The sequence below is a fragment of the Inquilinus sp. CA228 genome (genome assembly GCF_052078665.1).
Lineage (GTDB): Bacteria > Pseudomonadota > Alphaproteobacteria > DSM-16000 > Inquilinaceae > Inquilinus.
In genome coordinates this window covers 18,386-33,215 of record NZ_JBQJIK010000014.1, presented here as the reverse complement: position 1 = coordinate 33,215, position 14,830 = coordinate 18,386, and the positions used below count along the sequence as shown (strand labels likewise).

General features: G+C 71.0%; 19 protein-coding genes. 4 read left to right on the top strand and 15 right to left on the bottom strand.

What is annotated here, in order from left to right; genetic code table 11:
* Nucleotides 1–48 precede the first annotated feature (48 nt).
* Complete coding sequence (locus ACTOWL_RS08935) at nt 49–660, top strand: helix-turn-helix domain-containing protein (protein WP_441320862.1); 612 nt, start codon at nt 49–51, stop codon at nt 658–660.
* 452 nt (nt 661–1,112) lie between these two features.
* On the opposite strand, the gene soxA is transcribed toward ACTOWL_RS08935, so the two are convergent.
* From soxA to ACTOWL_RS08875, 12 genes are all read right to left on the bottom strand, one after another.
* Nucleotides 1,113–1,874 carry a sulfur oxidation c-type cytochrome SoxA gene (gene soxA / locus ACTOWL_RS08930; protein WP_441320861.1) on the bottom strand — a complete coding sequence of 254 codons (762 nt, stop codon included), beginning with the start codon at nt 1,872–1,874 and terminating at the stop codon, nt 1,113–1,115.
* A complete protein-coding gene (gene soxZ / locus ACTOWL_RS08925) occupies nt 1,874–2,194 on the bottom strand; it encodes a thiosulfate oxidation carrier complex protein SoxZ (protein WP_441320860.1) in 321 nt (106 codons plus the stop codon). Before soxZ ends, soxA begins: the two co-directional genes overlap by 1 nt.
* Nucleotides 2,191–2,658 (bottom strand): SoxY-related AACIE arm protein, encoded by a 468-nt coding sequence (locus ACTOWL_RS08920; protein WP_441320859.1) that lies wholly within the window; start codon nt 2,656–2,658, stop codon nt 2,191–2,193. The genes soxZ and ACTOWL_RS08920 overlap by 4 nt, the downstream gene beginning before the upstream one ends.
* A gap of 291 nt (nt 2,659–2,949) precedes the next feature.
* Nucleotides 2,950–3,390: a sulfur oxidation c-type cytochrome SoxX gene (soxX, locus tag ACTOWL_RS08915; protein ID WP_441320858.1), complete on the bottom strand. Its 441-nt coding sequence runs from the start codon at nt 3,388–3,390 to the stop codon at nt 2,950–2,952.
* A complete protein-coding gene (locus ACTOWL_RS08910; protein ID WP_441320857.1) occupies nt 3,387–4,643 on the bottom strand; it encodes an FCSD flavin-binding domain-containing protein in 1,257 nt (418 codons plus the stop codon). Before ACTOWL_RS08910 ends, soxX begins: the two co-directional genes overlap by 4 nt.
* Nucleotides 4,630–4,941: a c-type cytochrome gene (locus ACTOWL_RS08905; RefSeq protein ID WP_441320856.1), complete on the bottom strand. Its 312-nt coding sequence runs from the start codon at nt 4,939–4,941 to the stop codon at nt 4,630–4,632. Before ACTOWL_RS08905 ends, ACTOWL_RS08910 begins: the two co-directional genes overlap by 14 nt.
* Nucleotides 4,938–7,109, bottom strand: coding sequence for a molybdopterin cofactor-binding domain-containing protein (locus ACTOWL_RS08900; protein ID WP_441320855.1), 2,172 nt, complete (start codon nt 7,107–7,109; stop codon nt 4,938–4,940). The genes ACTOWL_RS08905 and ACTOWL_RS08900 overlap by 4 nt, the downstream gene beginning before the upstream one ends.
* A gap of 11 nt (nt 7,110–7,120) precedes the next feature.
* Nucleotides 7,121–7,594, bottom strand: coding sequence for a (2Fe-2S)-binding protein (locus ACTOWL_RS08895; RefSeq protein ID WP_441320854.1), 474 nt, complete (start codon nt 7,592–7,594; stop codon nt 7,121–7,123).
* Nucleotides 7,595–7,678: 84 nt separating this feature from the next.
* Nucleotides 7,679–7,855 carry a hypothetical protein gene (locus ACTOWL_RS08890; protein WP_441320853.1) on the bottom strand — a complete coding sequence of 59 codons (177 nt, stop codon included), beginning with the start codon at nt 7,853–7,855 and terminating at the stop codon, nt 7,679–7,681.
* A gap of 151 nt (nt 7,856–8,006) precedes the next feature.
* Nucleotides 8,007–8,378, bottom strand: coding sequence for a c-type cytochrome (locus tag ACTOWL_RS08885; protein WP_441320852.1), 372 nt, complete (start codon nt 8,376–8,378; stop codon nt 8,007–8,009).
* Between the two features lie 39 nt (nt 8,379–8,417).
* Nucleotides 8,418–8,780: a hypothetical protein gene (locus ACTOWL_RS08880; RefSeq protein ID WP_441320851.1), complete on the bottom strand. Its 363-nt coding sequence runs from the start codon at nt 8,778–8,780 to the stop codon at nt 8,418–8,420.
* 141 nt (nt 8,781–8,921) lie between these two features.
* Complete coding sequence (locus ACTOWL_RS08875) at nt 8,922–9,581, bottom strand: adenylate/guanylate cyclase domain-containing protein (protein WP_441320850.1); 660 nt, start codon at nt 9,579–9,581, stop codon at nt 8,922–8,924.
* Between the two features lie 183 nt (nt 9,582–9,764).
* On the opposite strand from ACTOWL_RS08875, the gene ACTOWL_RS08870 reads away from it, so the two are divergent.
* Both ACTOWL_RS08870 and ACTOWL_RS08865 read left to right on the top strand, forming a co-directional pair.
* Entirely contained in the window at nt 9,765–10,484 is a 720-nt protein-coding gene (locus ACTOWL_RS08870) for a response regulator (RefSeq protein ID WP_441320849.1), read from the top strand.
* Complete coding sequence (locus ACTOWL_RS08865) at nt 10,481–11,920, top strand: sensor histidine kinase (RefSeq protein WP_441320848.1); 1,440 nt, start codon at nt 10,481–10,483, stop codon at nt 11,918–11,920. Before ACTOWL_RS08870 ends, ACTOWL_RS08865 begins: the two co-directional genes overlap by 4 nt.
* 42 nt (nt 11,921–11,962) lie before the next feature.
* Here the strand turns inward: ACTOWL_RS08865 and ACTOWL_RS08860 are convergent, their stop codons facing one another.
* A complete protein-coding gene (locus ACTOWL_RS08860; RefSeq protein WP_441320847.1) occupies nt 11,963–12,718 on the bottom strand; it encodes a TerC family protein in 756 nt (251 codons plus the stop codon).
* Between the two features lie 58 nt (nt 12,719–12,776).
* Nucleotides 12,777–12,953 carry a hypothetical protein gene (locus ACTOWL_RS08855; RefSeq protein ID WP_441320846.1) on the bottom strand — a complete coding sequence of 59 codons (177 nt, stop codon included), beginning with the start codon at nt 12,951–12,953 and terminating at the stop codon, nt 12,777–12,779.
* A 258-nt stretch (nt 12,954–13,211) separates the two neighbouring features.
* Here ACTOWL_RS08855 and ACTOWL_RS08850 point away from each other — a divergent pair, with 258 nt between their 5' ends.
* Nucleotides 13,212–14,075, top strand: coding sequence for a shikimate dehydrogenase (locus ACTOWL_RS08850; protein ID WP_441320845.1), 864 nt, complete (start codon nt 13,212–13,214; stop codon nt 14,073–14,075).
* On the opposite strand, the gene ACTOWL_RS08845 is transcribed toward ACTOWL_RS08850, so the two are convergent.
* Nucleotides 14,020–14,754 carry a TetR/AcrR family transcriptional regulator gene (locus ACTOWL_RS08845; RefSeq protein WP_441320844.1) on the bottom strand — a complete coding sequence of 245 codons (735 nt, stop codon included), beginning with the start codon at nt 14,752–14,754 and terminating at the stop codon, nt 14,020–14,022. The genes ACTOWL_RS08850 and ACTOWL_RS08845 overlap by 56 nt on opposite strands.
* Between the last annotated feature and the right edge of the window lie 76 nt (nt 14,755–14,830).

The following is a 14,830-nucleotide window of genomic DNA, read 5'->3' as shown; positions in this document are numbered from 1 at the left end:
CCGTACTTAGGATGGCCGCTGACGCACGCGAGCGGAAAGCGGAGCCAGTTGAGCAACCCCGAACACTCTCGGCCCGGAGCCCGCGATGCCGTCAGCGCTTTCGGCGACCGTGCCCGCACCATCCGCGAGCAGGCAAATCTCACACTTGAACAACTCTCCAAGTTGTCCGGGGTGAGCCGGGCGATGCTGTCCAAGATCGAACGTGGAGAGAAGAGTCCGACCATCGGCATCGCCAAGCAGATCGCGCATGCTCTCGGTGCTTCATTCTCTTCCCTTGTCGGTGACGAGTCGCCGACGCGTCGCGCCTTCGCGCTCGTGACGAAGGATCAGCGCCAGGTGTTTCGGGATCCGGAAACAGGGTTCGAGCGCTCCTTGCTTTCGCCGATGATGCCCGGCATGACCGTCGAAGTTGTTCTGCACCATCTGCCGGCGAACACGTCGACGGGCCGTTCGCCGCCGCGCCAGTCGGCGACCGCCAAGCACATCGTTGTCTTCCAGGGTCACGTGGTCGTCGCAACCACGGACAATGAGACGGTGCTGAACGAGGGCGATTGCCTGTATTTCGAGGCGGACGTCGAACACTGGTTCGAGAACCGCACATCCAAGCCAGCTGAATATTATCTGATCATCTCGGTGCCGCCGGCGAATCGCTCGTCCTAGTGGCAAGGCCGCTCATGGAACGGGCCGGACGCGCCCGCCATGCTGCCCTATGGTCCGCTTCTCACTCTTCGCAGTCAGGAGGCACGGCCGCGGCGCCACGACCCCAGGGTCCGCTTCCCGCCCATCCCGGCCGGTCTGACCGGACGGATCACGCGCAAGGCCGCCGCGGGGCAGCCTTCCCCTGACACTCGCACAAGGGTCGCAGGAACGGGATCGATGACGGTCCGATCGTTCCGCGTGCCGTGTCCGCTTTCGGGCAGGATTGGATCGCCGGAGATATCCGCTTGAGGGAAGCCAGCGAGGCCGGCGATCGTCCGCAACGAGCCGAATGCAGTCAGTCGACCAAAGATTCGACAGGTCGGATAAGCGACGCGCCGGGTCATATCCAACAGGAACGGCCGCGCATACCACTGTGATGGTGTTCCCACGGTGGCAGGCGCGCCCCACCGGTGTCAGGGGCGCACCCCCGGCGTCTCGACCGGCAGGCCCTCGGCGCGCGAGCGCAGATAGAGCTCGAGGGCGGTGAATTCCGGCGCGCCCCAGGCATAGGGCTCGGCCCGCACGCCGATCATGCAGTTGCGCATCCGCCGCTGCAGCGACCCGACCGACTGCCATTCGAGCCGGTAGATCGGGTAGCCGGTCGGATGCGCCTGCGGGATCACGCTGCCGCCCAGCTTCTGCCCCCAGCGCTGGTCGTGGCAGGCGGCGCAGGACAGGTCGAGCTGGCCGATCCGCCGCTCGAACAGCCGGCGCCCCTCCTCGACGAAGGGCGTCAGCCGCGGATCGTCGGCCGGCGTGACCGGCATGCCGCGCGACTGGTGGGCGACGGCGGTGGTCAGCGCCAGCAGCTCCTGGCTCTCCGCGGCAAAGGGCTCGGCACCCTGCCGCACCTGGCGGCACTGGTTGATCCGCCCCTGCAGGTCGATCGGCCGGCTGGTCGCCGCGTCGAAGGCGGGGTAGCGGGCGGCAACGCCGCGCATGCTCTCCGCCGCGTCGCCATGGCAGCCGGCGCAGCTGATGCGGGCGGAACCCCCGGGTTCCTGCCACAGCGCCTCGCCCTCCAGCACCCAAAGCATGCCCGGATTGCTGGCGTCGTCGCGCTGCAGCGCCTGCGTCTCCGGCGCCATGAAGTCGAAGCCCGAGCGCCGGTCGGCCGCCGGAGCCTGGCCGCCGACCGCCAGGGCCACGCCGAGCAGCAGGACCGCTCGCCACATCAGATGACGGTGATCTCGACCGCAGCCTGCTCGACCGTACCGTCGTCGGCGGTCCAGGCGAATCCGATCGTCCCCGATTCCGTGGCCACGGTGGTGAAGGCGATGAAGGGGTTGGCGGACATCGCCGGGAACAGCTCGGCCGAGAACACCTCGACGCCGCCATAGGTGCAGGCGAAGCGGTGGATGATGTCGCGCGGGATGGTCTGGCCGTTCGGGCCGAGGCGGTAGCCGGTCTCCATCTTGTGCGCGATCATCGCCTTGATCTCGATGACATCGCCGCGCCTGGCGGATTTCGGCGCGTTGATCAGGGCGCGGGTCACGACAGATCCTCGATGCAGGCGGCGAGCGTCACGATCACGTCGGCCTCGGCCGACCAGACGCTGCCGTCGCTCATCTCGGCCAGGGCGACGATGGTCTGCGAGGTGGCGAGGCGGATCCGGGTGGCGACGCTGGCCCGGCCGGAGCGGGGGCCGAGATGGAACACCACGATGTCCGCCTGCGGGTTCTTCTCGTTGACCAGGGCGATGCGGCGGACGTGGTCGGCCTCGGTCATCGGGCTGTCCACCGCCACCGTGACGCCGACGGCATTGCCGTTCTCGACCAGAGGCGGGACGTCGAACCGCACCCGGCCCGGCCGGATCTCCGCCCCGCCGGCAAAGCCGCGGATGGCTTCCTGCAGCGACGGGCGGGCCCGGGCTCGCGAGGGGGCAAGCACCAGCACCGCGAGCGCAGCCCCGGTCGCCAGGATGCCGCGGCGGGCGAGGCGGAGATCGGATCCGCGCATCCGAGACTTGGAGGCGGAGTGAGCATTGTTATCCTCCCCCTCCCCTTGCGGGAGGGGGTAGGGGGAGGGGTTTGGCGCCGCCGGGACCAATGCCAGAGACTCGCCGCGCCCCGACAGCTTTTCTGGACAATCTCCCACCGGCTCTCTTCGATCGACACCCCCTCCCCCTACCCCCTCCCGCGAGGGGAGGGGGAGAGTGGAGGGCATGGCCGGCCCAAATGATGGGGACCCGAAGAAGCCCTGCCTACGGGAGGGATCGGACACGAGATCATGCGGGCGTTTGGCCATCGCTCAGTCCTTCAGCGTCGCGAGATAGGCGATCACATCCTCGATCTCCTCCGCCGTCAGCACCGGCCTGTCCCGCCAGGCCGTGGCGACGCGGTCGAAGCCTTCCGTCCGGACATAGGACGGCATGATCGAATCCGGGACCAGGCGCTTCATGTCCACCACCCGCAGCCGCAGCTGCCCTTCGCTCCATCGCGCACCGATGCCGCGCAGGTCGGGCGCCAGCGTACCCTGCTGGTGCGGCGGGGCGAAGGGACCGGGATGGCAGAGGGAGCACAGGCTGCGCTGCCGGTCGGCCATCAGCGCCTCGCCCCGGGCCGGGTCGCCCGGCTGCCCGGTCAGCGGCCGCGGGATGGCGTCGCCCTCGACCACATAGGGAAGCTGCGCCTGCCCGGCTCCCGGCACCGCCGCAGCGACCGCGGCCAGGACAAGGGAGGCGGCCCTCATCCGAACACCGACCCGGTGATGGTCTGGAACCAGGCCTCGGCGTAGCGGGCCTCCAGCTCGCGGAATTCCGGCGGCGCGTCGAGCGGGCTGGTGCCGCCGGCGCCTTCGACCTCGCGCAGCAGCCCGTCGCTGGGCCGGTACACCCCGGCGATCGAGATGCCGTAGCCGGGCGCGATCAGGCTGTAGCAGGTGTTGACCAGCTTCTGTTCCGCCGGCGTCTCGCCGCGCAGCAGGCCGGCCACGGCGGCGGCGCAAACCTGGGCCTGGCCGTTGGCGGCGAAGGCGGATTTCGGCATAGCGCCGGCGATGGCGGCGTCGCCGATCACATGGATGCCGGGCTGCAGCCGGGATTCGAAGGTGACCGGGTCGATCGGGCACCAGCCGGTCTGGTCCGCCACGCCGGCGGCCTGGGCGATGGCGCCGGCCCGCTGCGGCGGAATGACGTTGGCGACGTCGGCGCGGTGGCTGCCGAATTCGGTGACCAGCGTCTTGGTCGCGGCATCGACCTCGGTGACCCGGCCGCCGGAGGACAGCGGCACCCATTCCAGCAGCCCCGGATACAGCGCCGCCCAGGCCGCCTGGAACAGCCGCTGCTTCGAGAAGGCGTCCTTGGCGTCGAGCACGATCAGCTTGGAGCGCGGCTTGCGCGTCTTCAGGTAATGCGCGATCAGGCTGGCCCGCTCATAGGGCCCGGGCGGGCAGCGGAACGGGTTGGCCGGGGCGGCGATGGCGACCACGCCGCCATCCGGCATCGCCTCCAGCTGCCGGCGCAGCAGCAGAGTCTGCTCGCCCGCCTTCCAGGCATGCGGCATCGCCTCGGCAGCGGCCTGGTCGTAGCCGGGCAGCGCGTCGAAGCGCAGCTCGATGCCGGGCGCCAGCACCAGCCGGTCATAGGCGAGGTCGGACCCGTCGTCGAGCCGCACCCGCCGGGCCTGGGCGTCGACCGCGACGGCGCTGCGCCGGGCGATCTCGACACCCTCCCGCCGCAGCCCGTCATAGCCGAAGCGCTGGGCGTCGAGGTCGCGCAGGCCCGCGATCACCTCGTTGCTGAACGGGCAGGCGGTGAAGCGCTCCTCCGGCTCGACCAGCGTCACCGCCAGGTCGCGGCGGCGCAGGGCGCGGGCGCAACTGGCCCCGCCGAAGCCGCCGCCGACGACGACCACTTGTGCCCTGCTTTGCCCCAGCACGGAAGGGGCCCAGAGCGCGGCGCCGCCGGCCGCGAGGCCGCGCAGGACGGCCCTACGGCCGGGCATGATCCTGCCTTCCCGCAAGCCACTCCGCGATCGCACGCGTTTCGTCATCGGTGAAGCCTTTGGCGATCCGATCCATCACCGTCGCCGGCCGCTCGCCGCTGCGGAACGCCGCCATGGCAGCGGCGATCTCCGCGGCCGGGCGGCCCTCCAGGCCCGGCACCGGCCCCGTCCCGGCCGGCCCGTGGCAGCCGGAGCAGGAGGCGGCGCCGGAGGGCTGCGCCGCGGCCGGGGCCGCCACGGCCGAGGCCGCCAGCGCGGCCAGGACGGCCGCGCCGGCGAGCACCCGATGCATGGTCATGCGCTCAGATCGTGGTTCACCAGCGGCAGGGTGCGGATGCGCTTGCCGGTGGCGGCGAACAGCGCGTTCAGCACCGCCGGTGCCGCGACCGAGATGGTCGGCTCCCCGACCCCGCCCCAGAAGCCGCCGGAGGGGATGATGATCGTCTCCACCGCCGGCATCTCGTCCATGCGCAGCACATTGTAGGTGTCGAAGTTCTCCTGCTCCATGCGGCCGCCCTTGACCGTGCACTCGCCGTAGAGGCAGGCCGACAGGCCGTAGACGAAGGACCCCTCGACCTGCCGCTCGATCTGCGCCGGGTTGACGGCATGGCCGGGATCGGTCGCGGCGACGATGCGGTGGATCCTGAGCCGCCCGTCGGTGACCGAGACCTCGGCCGCGGCCGCGACATAGCTGCCGAAGCCCATGATCTGGGCCAGGCCGCGATGCCGGCCCTCCGGCGCCGGGCTGCCCCAGCCGATCCGCTCCGCCACCGCCTCCAGCACCGCCAGATGCTTCGGATGGTTCGCCATCAGCTTGCGGCGGAAGGCGAGCGGGTCCTGCCCGGCGGCATGGGCCAGTTCGTCGATGAAGCACTCCAGATAGACCGCGTTCTGGTTCAGGTTGACGCCGCGCCAGAAGCCCGGCGGCACCGGCGGGTTGCGCATGGCGTGGTCGACCAGCAGGTCGGGGACGGTGTAGCCGATCACCCCTTCCGCCCCGCTGCCGACTAGGCCCTGGAACACCACCGGGTCCATGCCGTTCTGCAGGCGATCGGGCAGCACCGCCGCCAGGATCGACTGACCCGAGATCCGCATGTGCAGCGCCGTCAGGTTGCCGTCCGCATCGAGGGCCCCGGTCAGCTTACACCGGGTGGTGGGATGATAGGCGCCGTGCAGCATGTCCTCTTCGCGCGACCACAGCAGCTTGACCGGCGTGCCGGGGATCTGCCTGGCGATGCTCACCGCCTGCCGCACATAGTCGTGGAACGCGCCGCGCCGGCCGAAGCCGCCGCCGAGATGCAGCTTGTACACCTCGCATTGCCGCACCGGCAGCTCGGCCGCCTCGGCCGCCGAGGCCAGCGCGGCCTCGCCGTTCTGGGTCGGGCACCAGACCTCGCAGCGCTCCGGCGTCCACACCGCGGTGGCGTTCATCGGCTCCATGGTGGCGTGGTTCTGGTACGGGAAGGCATAGACCGCCGTCACCGTCTTGGCCGCGCCGGTGATCGCCTTGTGCGCATCGCCCGCCTGGTTGCCGATGAAGGCATCGTCCGCATCGAGCCCGGCGGTCAGCATCTCGGCGATCGAGGCGCTGCTGACGCCGGTGTTCGGGCCTTCGTCCCAGACGACCGGCAGGGCGTCCAGCGCGGTCTTGGCCCGCCACCAGGTGTCGGCCACCACGGCGACGGCGGTGTCGTCGACCTGCACCACCTGGCGCACGCCCGGCATGCCGGCGACGGCGGCGGCGTCGAAGCTCTTCACCTTGCCGCCGAACACCGGGCAGGCCTTGACCGCGGCGTTCAGCATGCCGGGCCGGACGATGTCGGCGCCGTAGACCTGCTTGCCGGTCAGCTTGTCCGCCGTGTCCAGCCGCGGCAGCGGCTTGCCGGCGATGGTCCAGTCCTTCGGGTCCTTCAGCCTGACCTCGGCCGGCGGCGGCAGCTGCGCCGCGGCGGTCGCCACCTTGCCGAAGGTGGTGCTGCGGCCGCTGGCGGCATGGCTGATTACGCCCTTGTCGACCGCGCAATCCGCCGCCGGCACCTGCCATTCCGCCGCCGCGGCCGCGACCAGCATCTCGCGCGCCGCCGCGCCGCCCTTGCGGACATAGTCGTGGGATTCGCGGATGCCGCGGCTGCCGCCGGTGGAGAAATTACCCCAGACCCGGTCGCGGGCGACGTTCTCGCCCGGCGTCGGATATTCGGTGGTGACGCGGGACCAGTCGCAGCCCAGCTCCTCCGCCACCAGCTGGGCCAGGCCGGTCAGGGTGCCCTGCCCCATCTCGGAGCGGGCGATGCGGATCACCACGGTCTCGTCCGGCTGGATCACCACCCAGGCATTGATCTCGGGCACCGCCTCGGCCGCCAGGGCCTCGCCGGCGAAGGGCACGCGGAAGCCGAGCGACAGCCCGCCGATCGCGGCGGCGGCACTGACGATGAATCCGCGGCGCGATACGCTCTGCACGATCGTCATTTTCGCCTCCCTCAGCCGCTCTGGACCGAGCCGCCATTGGCGGCGGCCTGCTTGATCGCCGCGCGCACCCGGTTGTAGGTGCCGCATCGACAGATGTTGGTGATCTCGGTGGAGATGTCGTCGTCGGTCGGGCTGCGGTTCTGCTGCAGCAGGGCGGCCGCGGCCATGATCATGCCGGTCTGGCAGTAGCCGCATTGCGGCACGTCCAGCGCCAGCCAGGCCTTCTGCACCGGGTGCGAGCCGTCGGGCGACAGCCCCTCGATGGTGACGATCTGCTGCTCCGGCGTGATCGCGCTGACCGGCATCGCGCAGGACCGGGTGGCGACGCCGTCGACATGCACGGTGCAGGCGCCGCATTGGGCGATGCCGCAGCCGTATTTGGTGCCGGTCAGGCCGATCTGCTCCCGCAGCACCCACAACAGGGGCGTGTCGGGCTCGACGTCGACGCTGCGCTCGGTTCCGTTGATTCTGAGGGTGAAGGCCATGGCTGCCTCGCGGTTGGGCTGGGTAGGGCCGGAACGCCGTCACGTAGCTGGCGGGCACCGGTGGGGGCCGGTGCCCGCGCCGTCTCAGCTCGGCTTGGCGTCCGACGCCGGGGCCGGGGCCGTCGTGGTCGTCGTCGGGGTGCTCTGGGCCCCGGCGTTGGCATTGCGCTCGATGCAGCCGTCACCCTGGGCCAGGGCGGTGCCGATGGTGGCCAGCAGGGCGAAGCCGGCCAGGACCGGAACGGGGAGTCTGGTGATCACGACACGTCTCCTGTGGTGGTTGCACGGTGGCAGCCTGGGCGCCGGCTGTCGCAGAACCTTGTCCGGCGGCCCCGGGCTTTGTCGCGAGCCGTCTCGACACGGCCCGCTGACACGGTTTGATACAAAGTCCCCCTTGAAGTCCGGGGCCGGCTCAGCGGCCGGACAGGTAGGCGATGATGGCGGCGCGCTGCGCGGCGTCGGCGAGGCGCACCGTCATGCTGGTGCCGGGCACGGTCCCGCGCGGATCGGCCAGATAGCCGTCGAGCGACTGGGAGTCCCAGGTGATGCCGGAGTCGCGCAGGGCCTGCGAATACCGGGCGCCCTCGACGCTGCCGGCCTTGCGACCCGCCACGCCGGCCAGGCTGGGGCCGGCCCGGTTCTGCCCGGGCTCGACGCTGTGGCAGGTGGCGCAGCGGGTGCGGAAGGCGCGCTCGCCCGCCGCGGCATCCTGCGCAACGGCGGGCAAGGGGGCGCCGAGCAGCGCCGCGAAGGCCAGCAGCATGGCCGGACGGGCCAACGTCATCACGAAACAGTTCTCCATCAGTCTGGGATCGATAGTCGGTTACGCCCGGCCCTGGGGGCGCGGGGCGAAGACGAAGGGCTCGGTCCCTCCGGCAGTGGGGCCCAAAGCCCGGCAGTCCTGCGCGCCAGCCGCCCCCTCGACGCCATGTAGGCCGACGCCGGGCACCCCGGCCGAGAGGTACACGGGCTCGCCCACCGGCTCGCGGCCGATGATCGCGGCGACGCCGAGGACCGCCAGCAGCCCGCAGGCCGCCAGCCAGCTCGCCGCCACCTCGTCCCAGCTCAGGGCCAGCCGGTCGACCGGCGGGCTCCAGCCGGGCTCGATCCACTCGGGGTCGATCGCCGGGCCGGCGGCGATGGCGGTGCCCGCCGCGGCGGGCCGGATCTGTGTCGCGTCATGCATGGGGTCATCCCTTTCGCTGATGCCCGGGCAGCATGCCGGCCGCTTGTCGCAGAACTGTGCCGCTGGGCCGGCGGGTTTGTCGCGGAATGTCGCGGTGCGGACCGGGCCGCACAGTTTGATACGATTTTCCCGGAGGCCGGCTCAGGCCAGGATTGCGGCGCGGATCGCCATCCCTTCCGCCCGGCCGGGGATCTGGGCGCGGCCGGCGGCGGGGAACCAGGCCAGCCGGCGCTCCGCCGGATCGTGCAGGGCCACCGCCCGGAACAGTTCCTCCGAGACGATGATGTCGCTGTGGTGGGTCCGGGTCATCCGCTCCAGCCGGTGGGCGACGTTCACCGTGTCGCCGAACGCGCCGAGCTTGTCGTGCCCGGCGGCGCCGACCCGGCCGATCATCACCGTGCCGGCATGCAGGCCGATGCCGATGCGCAGCGGCAGGCCGTCGCGCCGGGCCCGGTTCCAGTCCTCGATCGCCTCCAGCATGGCGAAGCCGCAGCGCAGGGCCGAGCGCGCGGCGGCCGGCGCCGGGCCGCACCACACCGCCATGATCCCGTCGCCGATCGGGTCGCCGATCGCGGCGCCATGGTCCGCCACCGCCTCCGCCATGCGCTGGTGGAAGCTGGACAGCAGGGCGAAGGTGCCCGCCGGCTCCAGCGTCTCACATAGCCGGGTGAAGTCGACGATGTCGGCAAACATCACCGCGGCGTAGGCGGAGCGCGGCGTCCGGTCCGGCCCGGGGCCGGCCCTGCGCGGCACCGGCGTCCGCCCGGGACCGCCATGGCCGTTCTGTCCGATTGCCCACATCACTTGAGACCATCGCTGTTACGCTGACGGGGGCACTATGGAGGGCAACTGTCGCAGGGATCTGTCGCCGGACCGGCTTTTGAGTCGCGGAGTGTCGCAAACCCGCGATTCGAGACAATCTGATACAATTTCCTGCGCGGGATCTTACGCCGTTTTCGGTATGTTCGACCGTGGAGCGCGCCCATGGAATCCGTACCGCACATCGCCGTCGTCGACGACCATCGCGACATCCGCGACCTCGTCGGCAAATACCTGTCCCAGCACGGCTACAGGGTCAGCGTCGCCGAGAGCGCGGCGGCGCTGCGCCGCATGCTGGAGCGCAGCGCGCCCGACCTGGTCGTGCTCGACGTCATGATGCCGGGCGAGGACGGGCTGTCGCTGTGCCGCTATCTGCGCGGCACCAGCAACCTGCCGGTGATCCTGCTGACCGCGATGGCGGAGGACACCGACCGCATCATCGGCCTTGAGATCGGCGCCGACGACTACCTGACCAAGCCGTTCAACCCGCGCGAGCTGCTGGCCCGCATCAAGGCGGTGCTGCGCCGGGTCCACAGCCTGCCGCCGCAGCGCGGCCGGCTGAAGGCGAAGGCGCTGCGCTTCGACCGCTGGCTCCTGGATGTCGGCCGGCGCGAGCTGGTCGGCGAGGACGGCGTCGCCGTGCCGCTGAGCACCGCGGAGTTCCGGCTGCTGAACGCCTTCCTCGACCATGCCGGCCTCGTGCTCAGCCGCGACCAGCTGCTGGACCTGACGGTCGGCCGCGCCGCCGACAGCTTCGACCGCAGCATCGACAACCAGGTCAGCCGCCTGCGCAAGAAGATCGAGGCCGACCCCAAGGTGCCGGCGCTGATCAAGACCCATTGGGGCGGCGGCTACAGCTTCGTGGCGGAGGTCGACCCGGCATGAGGCGATGGTGGACCCACAGCCTGGCAGCCCAGTTCATCGGTCTGATGCTGCTGGCCCTCGCCCTGTCGCAGGGCATCGGCTTCCTGATCTCCTGGGACGAGCGCGGCCAGGCGCTAAAGGCCGCCGCCAAGAGCGAGTTCTTCAGCCGCACCGCGTCGCTCTCCCGCCTCCTGGAGTCGACGCCGCCGGCGCTGCAGGACGACATCCTGCGCGCCAGCGGCACCTCTTACAGCCGCTTCTGGGTGTCGACCGACGGTCCGGGCGACGCCACGGCCTGGCGGCGCCAGGCCTGGACCCAGCTGGCAAAGCCGCTGCCGAGCGTGACACCCTGGGGGCCGAAAGCCCCGAAGCCGGACAAGGACAAGCCCCAGGATCGGCGGGAATCGGCCCAGATCCTCGGCATCGGCACGGCCACGGCGGCCGTCACCACGCCCTGGGCGGACGTGCCGCCCCATGCCTGGCCGCTGTCGGGCCCGGCCAAGTTCCTGTATCTCGACGAGTCCTACGGCATGGGCCTGTCGGTGGAGCTGGGCAGCGGCGCTTGGCTGAACAGCGCCTATGCCAAGCCGACCGGCAATTCGTTCTGGACCAGCCAGTCGGTGGTGTCGGTCGCGGTCACGGCGATCGTGCTGTCGGTGTTCGGCATCATCGTCGCCCGCGGCATCGCCCGGCCGATGCGGCGCCTGGCCGTCGCCGCCGAGGCGCTGGGCCGAGGCGAATCCGGGGCGCCGCTGCCGGAGGCCGGGCCGGACGACATCCGCAACACCGCCGAGGCCTTCAACCGGATGCAGGAGCGGCTGCAGCGCTTCGTCGAGGACCGCACCCGCATGCTGGCGGCGATCGGCCACGACCTGCGCACGCCGCTGACCTCGCTGCGCCTGCGCGCCGAGTTCGTCGCCGACACGGAGGAGCGGGACAAGATGCTGGCGACCATCGCCGAGGTGCAGAAGATGACCGAGGCCACGCTGGCCTTCGCCCGCGAGGAGGCGACGGCCGAGGGCACCCGCGCCGTCGACCTGCCGGCCCTGGTCGAGAGCCTGTGCGACGACCTGGCCGAGCTGGGCCGGGACGTCACCTTCCAGGAGGGGCCGAGGATCAGCTATCGCTGCCGGCCCGACGCGCTGCGCCGCGCCGTCCGCAACCTGGTCGAGAACGCGGTGCGCTACGGCGAGCGCGCCCGGGTGCATGTGGCGCGGGCCGGCGACGGCATCGAGATCGTGATCGAGGATGACGGGCCGGGGATCCCGGACGGCGCCGCCGAGCAGGTCTTCGCCCCGTTCTTCCGGATCGAGAACTCGCGCAACCCGGAGACCGGCGGCGTCGGCCTCGGCCTGTCGATCGCCCGCACCATCGTGCGCCACCATGGCGGCGACATCACCCTGGCCAACCAGGCCAAGGGCCTGCGCGCCACCATCAGCCTGCCGCGGGTGGGGTAGGGCCGTCCGGGCCACCCCGGACGGCCCTACCCCACGCTGCGGTCAGTGCTTGGAATCGGCCGAGGTCGGCGCCTTGCGTCGCGTGGCCCGGCGGGACAGCATGTTCAGCCCCTCGACCAGGGCCGAGAACGCCATGGCGGCGTAGATGTAGCCCTTCGGCACATGCGCGCCGAAGCCTTCCGCGATCAGCGTCATGCCGATCATCATCAGGAAGCCCAGCGCCAGCATCACCACGGTCGGGTTGGCGTGGATGAAGCGGGACAGCGGGTCGGCGGCGGCGAGCATCACTCCCACGGCGAAGATCACCGCGATCACCATGATCGCCACATGGTCGGTCATGCCGACCGCCGTGATGATGCTGTCGAGCGAGAACACCAGGTCGAGCAGGAGGATCTGCCCGATCGCCGCGCCAAAGCCCAGCGTCGCCTTGGCGCTGCCGAAGACGTCATCGGCCGGGACCGGGTCGACGCTGTGGTGGATCTCCTTCGTCGCCTTCCACACCAGGAACAGGCCGCCGCCGATCAGGATCAGGTCGCGCCAGGAGAAGGGATGGCCGAGGACCTCGAACACCGGCTCGGTGAGCTGGACGATGATCGAGACCGTGCCCAGCAGGGCCAGCCGCAGGAACAGCGCCAGCCCGATGCCGATCCGGCGCGCCCGGCTGCGCTGACTTTCAGGCAGCTTGTTGGTCAGGATCGAGATGAAGATCAGGTTGTCGATGCCGAGCACGACCTCCATGACGATGAGGGTCGCCAAGGCGATCAGGGCGGTCGGGTCGGAGATCCAGGAGAAGTCCACGGGAGGTCCCTCGGAGTGGTGGGGGATGGGGGATCCGGCGGCGCCGGGGCGTGCCGTCTCACTCGAACAGCGGCCGCTCGGTTTCCGGCCGCTGCAGGCCGTGCCGGGCGAGTTCGAGCGGCAGCAGCCGGGAGAAACCCTCGTGCTTCAGCAGCCGCTGTCGCGGCACAGCACTGGCCGGCTCGTCGTCGGCGATCAGGATCGTCGACCGGCGCGTCAGGTCAGCGGATGGCATTGCCCCCTCGTCATCAGCCCCGACACTCGTCGGCGCCGTCGTCCAACTGGCCGTTCAGTCGCGACAATTCAAGATGGGCAGCATAGCGCAGCCGCCGATCCGGCGTCCTGAGTTCGTTCGGCGGCAATTGACATGAACGTACCAGTTAGTACATTTCTATTTAAGGAGACACCAGCGGGGCAGCATGAATCGTCCGAGACGCACCGCGCATCCTTGCGGAACCGAGCCGGCCGGGCGGCCCGGCGCGGGTCCCTGCCCGTGACCCATATCCGCCCGACCACCCTCCGCGTCGGCCTGATCGGCGCCGGCATCCAGGCGTCGCGGACCCCGGCCATGCATAGGCGCGAGGGGGCAGAGCAGGGGCTGCGCTACGACTACGAGCTGATCGACCTCGAGGCGCTCGGCCGCGGCGTCGAGGCGCTGCCGGAGCTGGTCGTGGAAGCGGAGCGGCGCGGCTTCGCCGGGCTCAACATCACCCATCCCTGCAAGCAGGCGGTGATCCCGCTGCTGCACGCGCTGTCCGACGACGCGCTGGCGCTGGGCGCGGTCAACACCGTGGTGTTCGAGGACGGCCGGCGGACCGGCCACAACACCGACTGGTGGGGCTTCGCCGAGAGTTTCCGGCGCGGCCTGCCGGATGTGGGCAAGGACCGCGCGGTCCAGCTCGGCGCCGGCGGCGCGGGGGCGGCGGTGGCGCATGCCGCCCTGACCCTCGGGATCGGCGAGCTGGCGATCTTCGATGTCGACCACGGCCGGGCCGAGGCCACGGCCGCCGGCCTGTCCGCCCGGTTCGGGGCGGGGCGCGCCGTGGCCGGCACCGACCTTCCCGCCGCCATGGAAACGGCGGACGGGCTGATCCACGCCACCCCGACCGGGATGGCCAAGCATCCCGGCCTGCCGCTGCCGGCCGAACTGCTGGCGCCGCGCCACTGGGTCGCCGAGATCGTCTACTTTCCGCTCGAGACCGAGTTGCTGCGCGTCGCTCGCGCCCGCGGCTGCCGCACCCTCGACGGCGGCGGCATGGCGGTGTTCCAGGCGGTCGAGGCGTTCCGGCTGTTCACCGGCATCACGCCGGATTCCGAGCGGATGACCCGGCACTTCGCCTCGCTCGGGCCGGGGTAGCAGCGGGCGCGGCCTCCGCCCCGCCCTGCAGCAGGCGGATGACGGCGTCGCCGATCATCCGCCGGTGCGTCTCGCGCAGCCCCGGCTCCGACAGGTCGCGGCGGAAGATGCTGCCGAAGGTGTGGCGGTTGGAGACGCGGAAGAAGCAGAAGGCGCTGATCAGCATGTGCAGGTCGACCGGGTCGACCTCGGCCCGGAACACGCCCGCCTTCCGCCCACGCTCCAGGATCGCGGCGATGGTCTGGATGATGCCGAGATTGGTGCTGCGGATCGAGGCGGTGTGCGCCAGATGCTCGCCCCGGTGGATGTTCTCGATGCTGACCAGCCGGATGAAGTCGGGATGCGCCTCGTCATAGTCGAAGGTGAACTCGGCCAGCCGCCGCATCGCCTCTTCCGGCGGCAGGTCCTCGAGATGCAGCTCCGCCTCGGCGGTGCGGATGTCGGCATAGGCCTTCTCCAGCACCGCCTGGTACAGCCCCTCCTTGCCGCCGAAATAATAGTAGATCATGCGTTTGGAGGTGCGGGTGCGCTCCGCGATGGCGTCGACGCGCGCGCCGCTCAGCCCATGGGTCGCGAACTCCTCGGTCGCGACCTCGAGAATATCCTGCTTGGTGCGCTCGGGGTCGTTCTTGCGGGCGGTCTTCCGCTCCGCCGCGCCCGACTTGGTCCTGCCCGCCATTTCCTGGCCCGCTCCCCGCACCGACGCTGCCGCCCGATCGGCGGACAGGCTTCTACTTCTCCGGAACTTCGCCGCC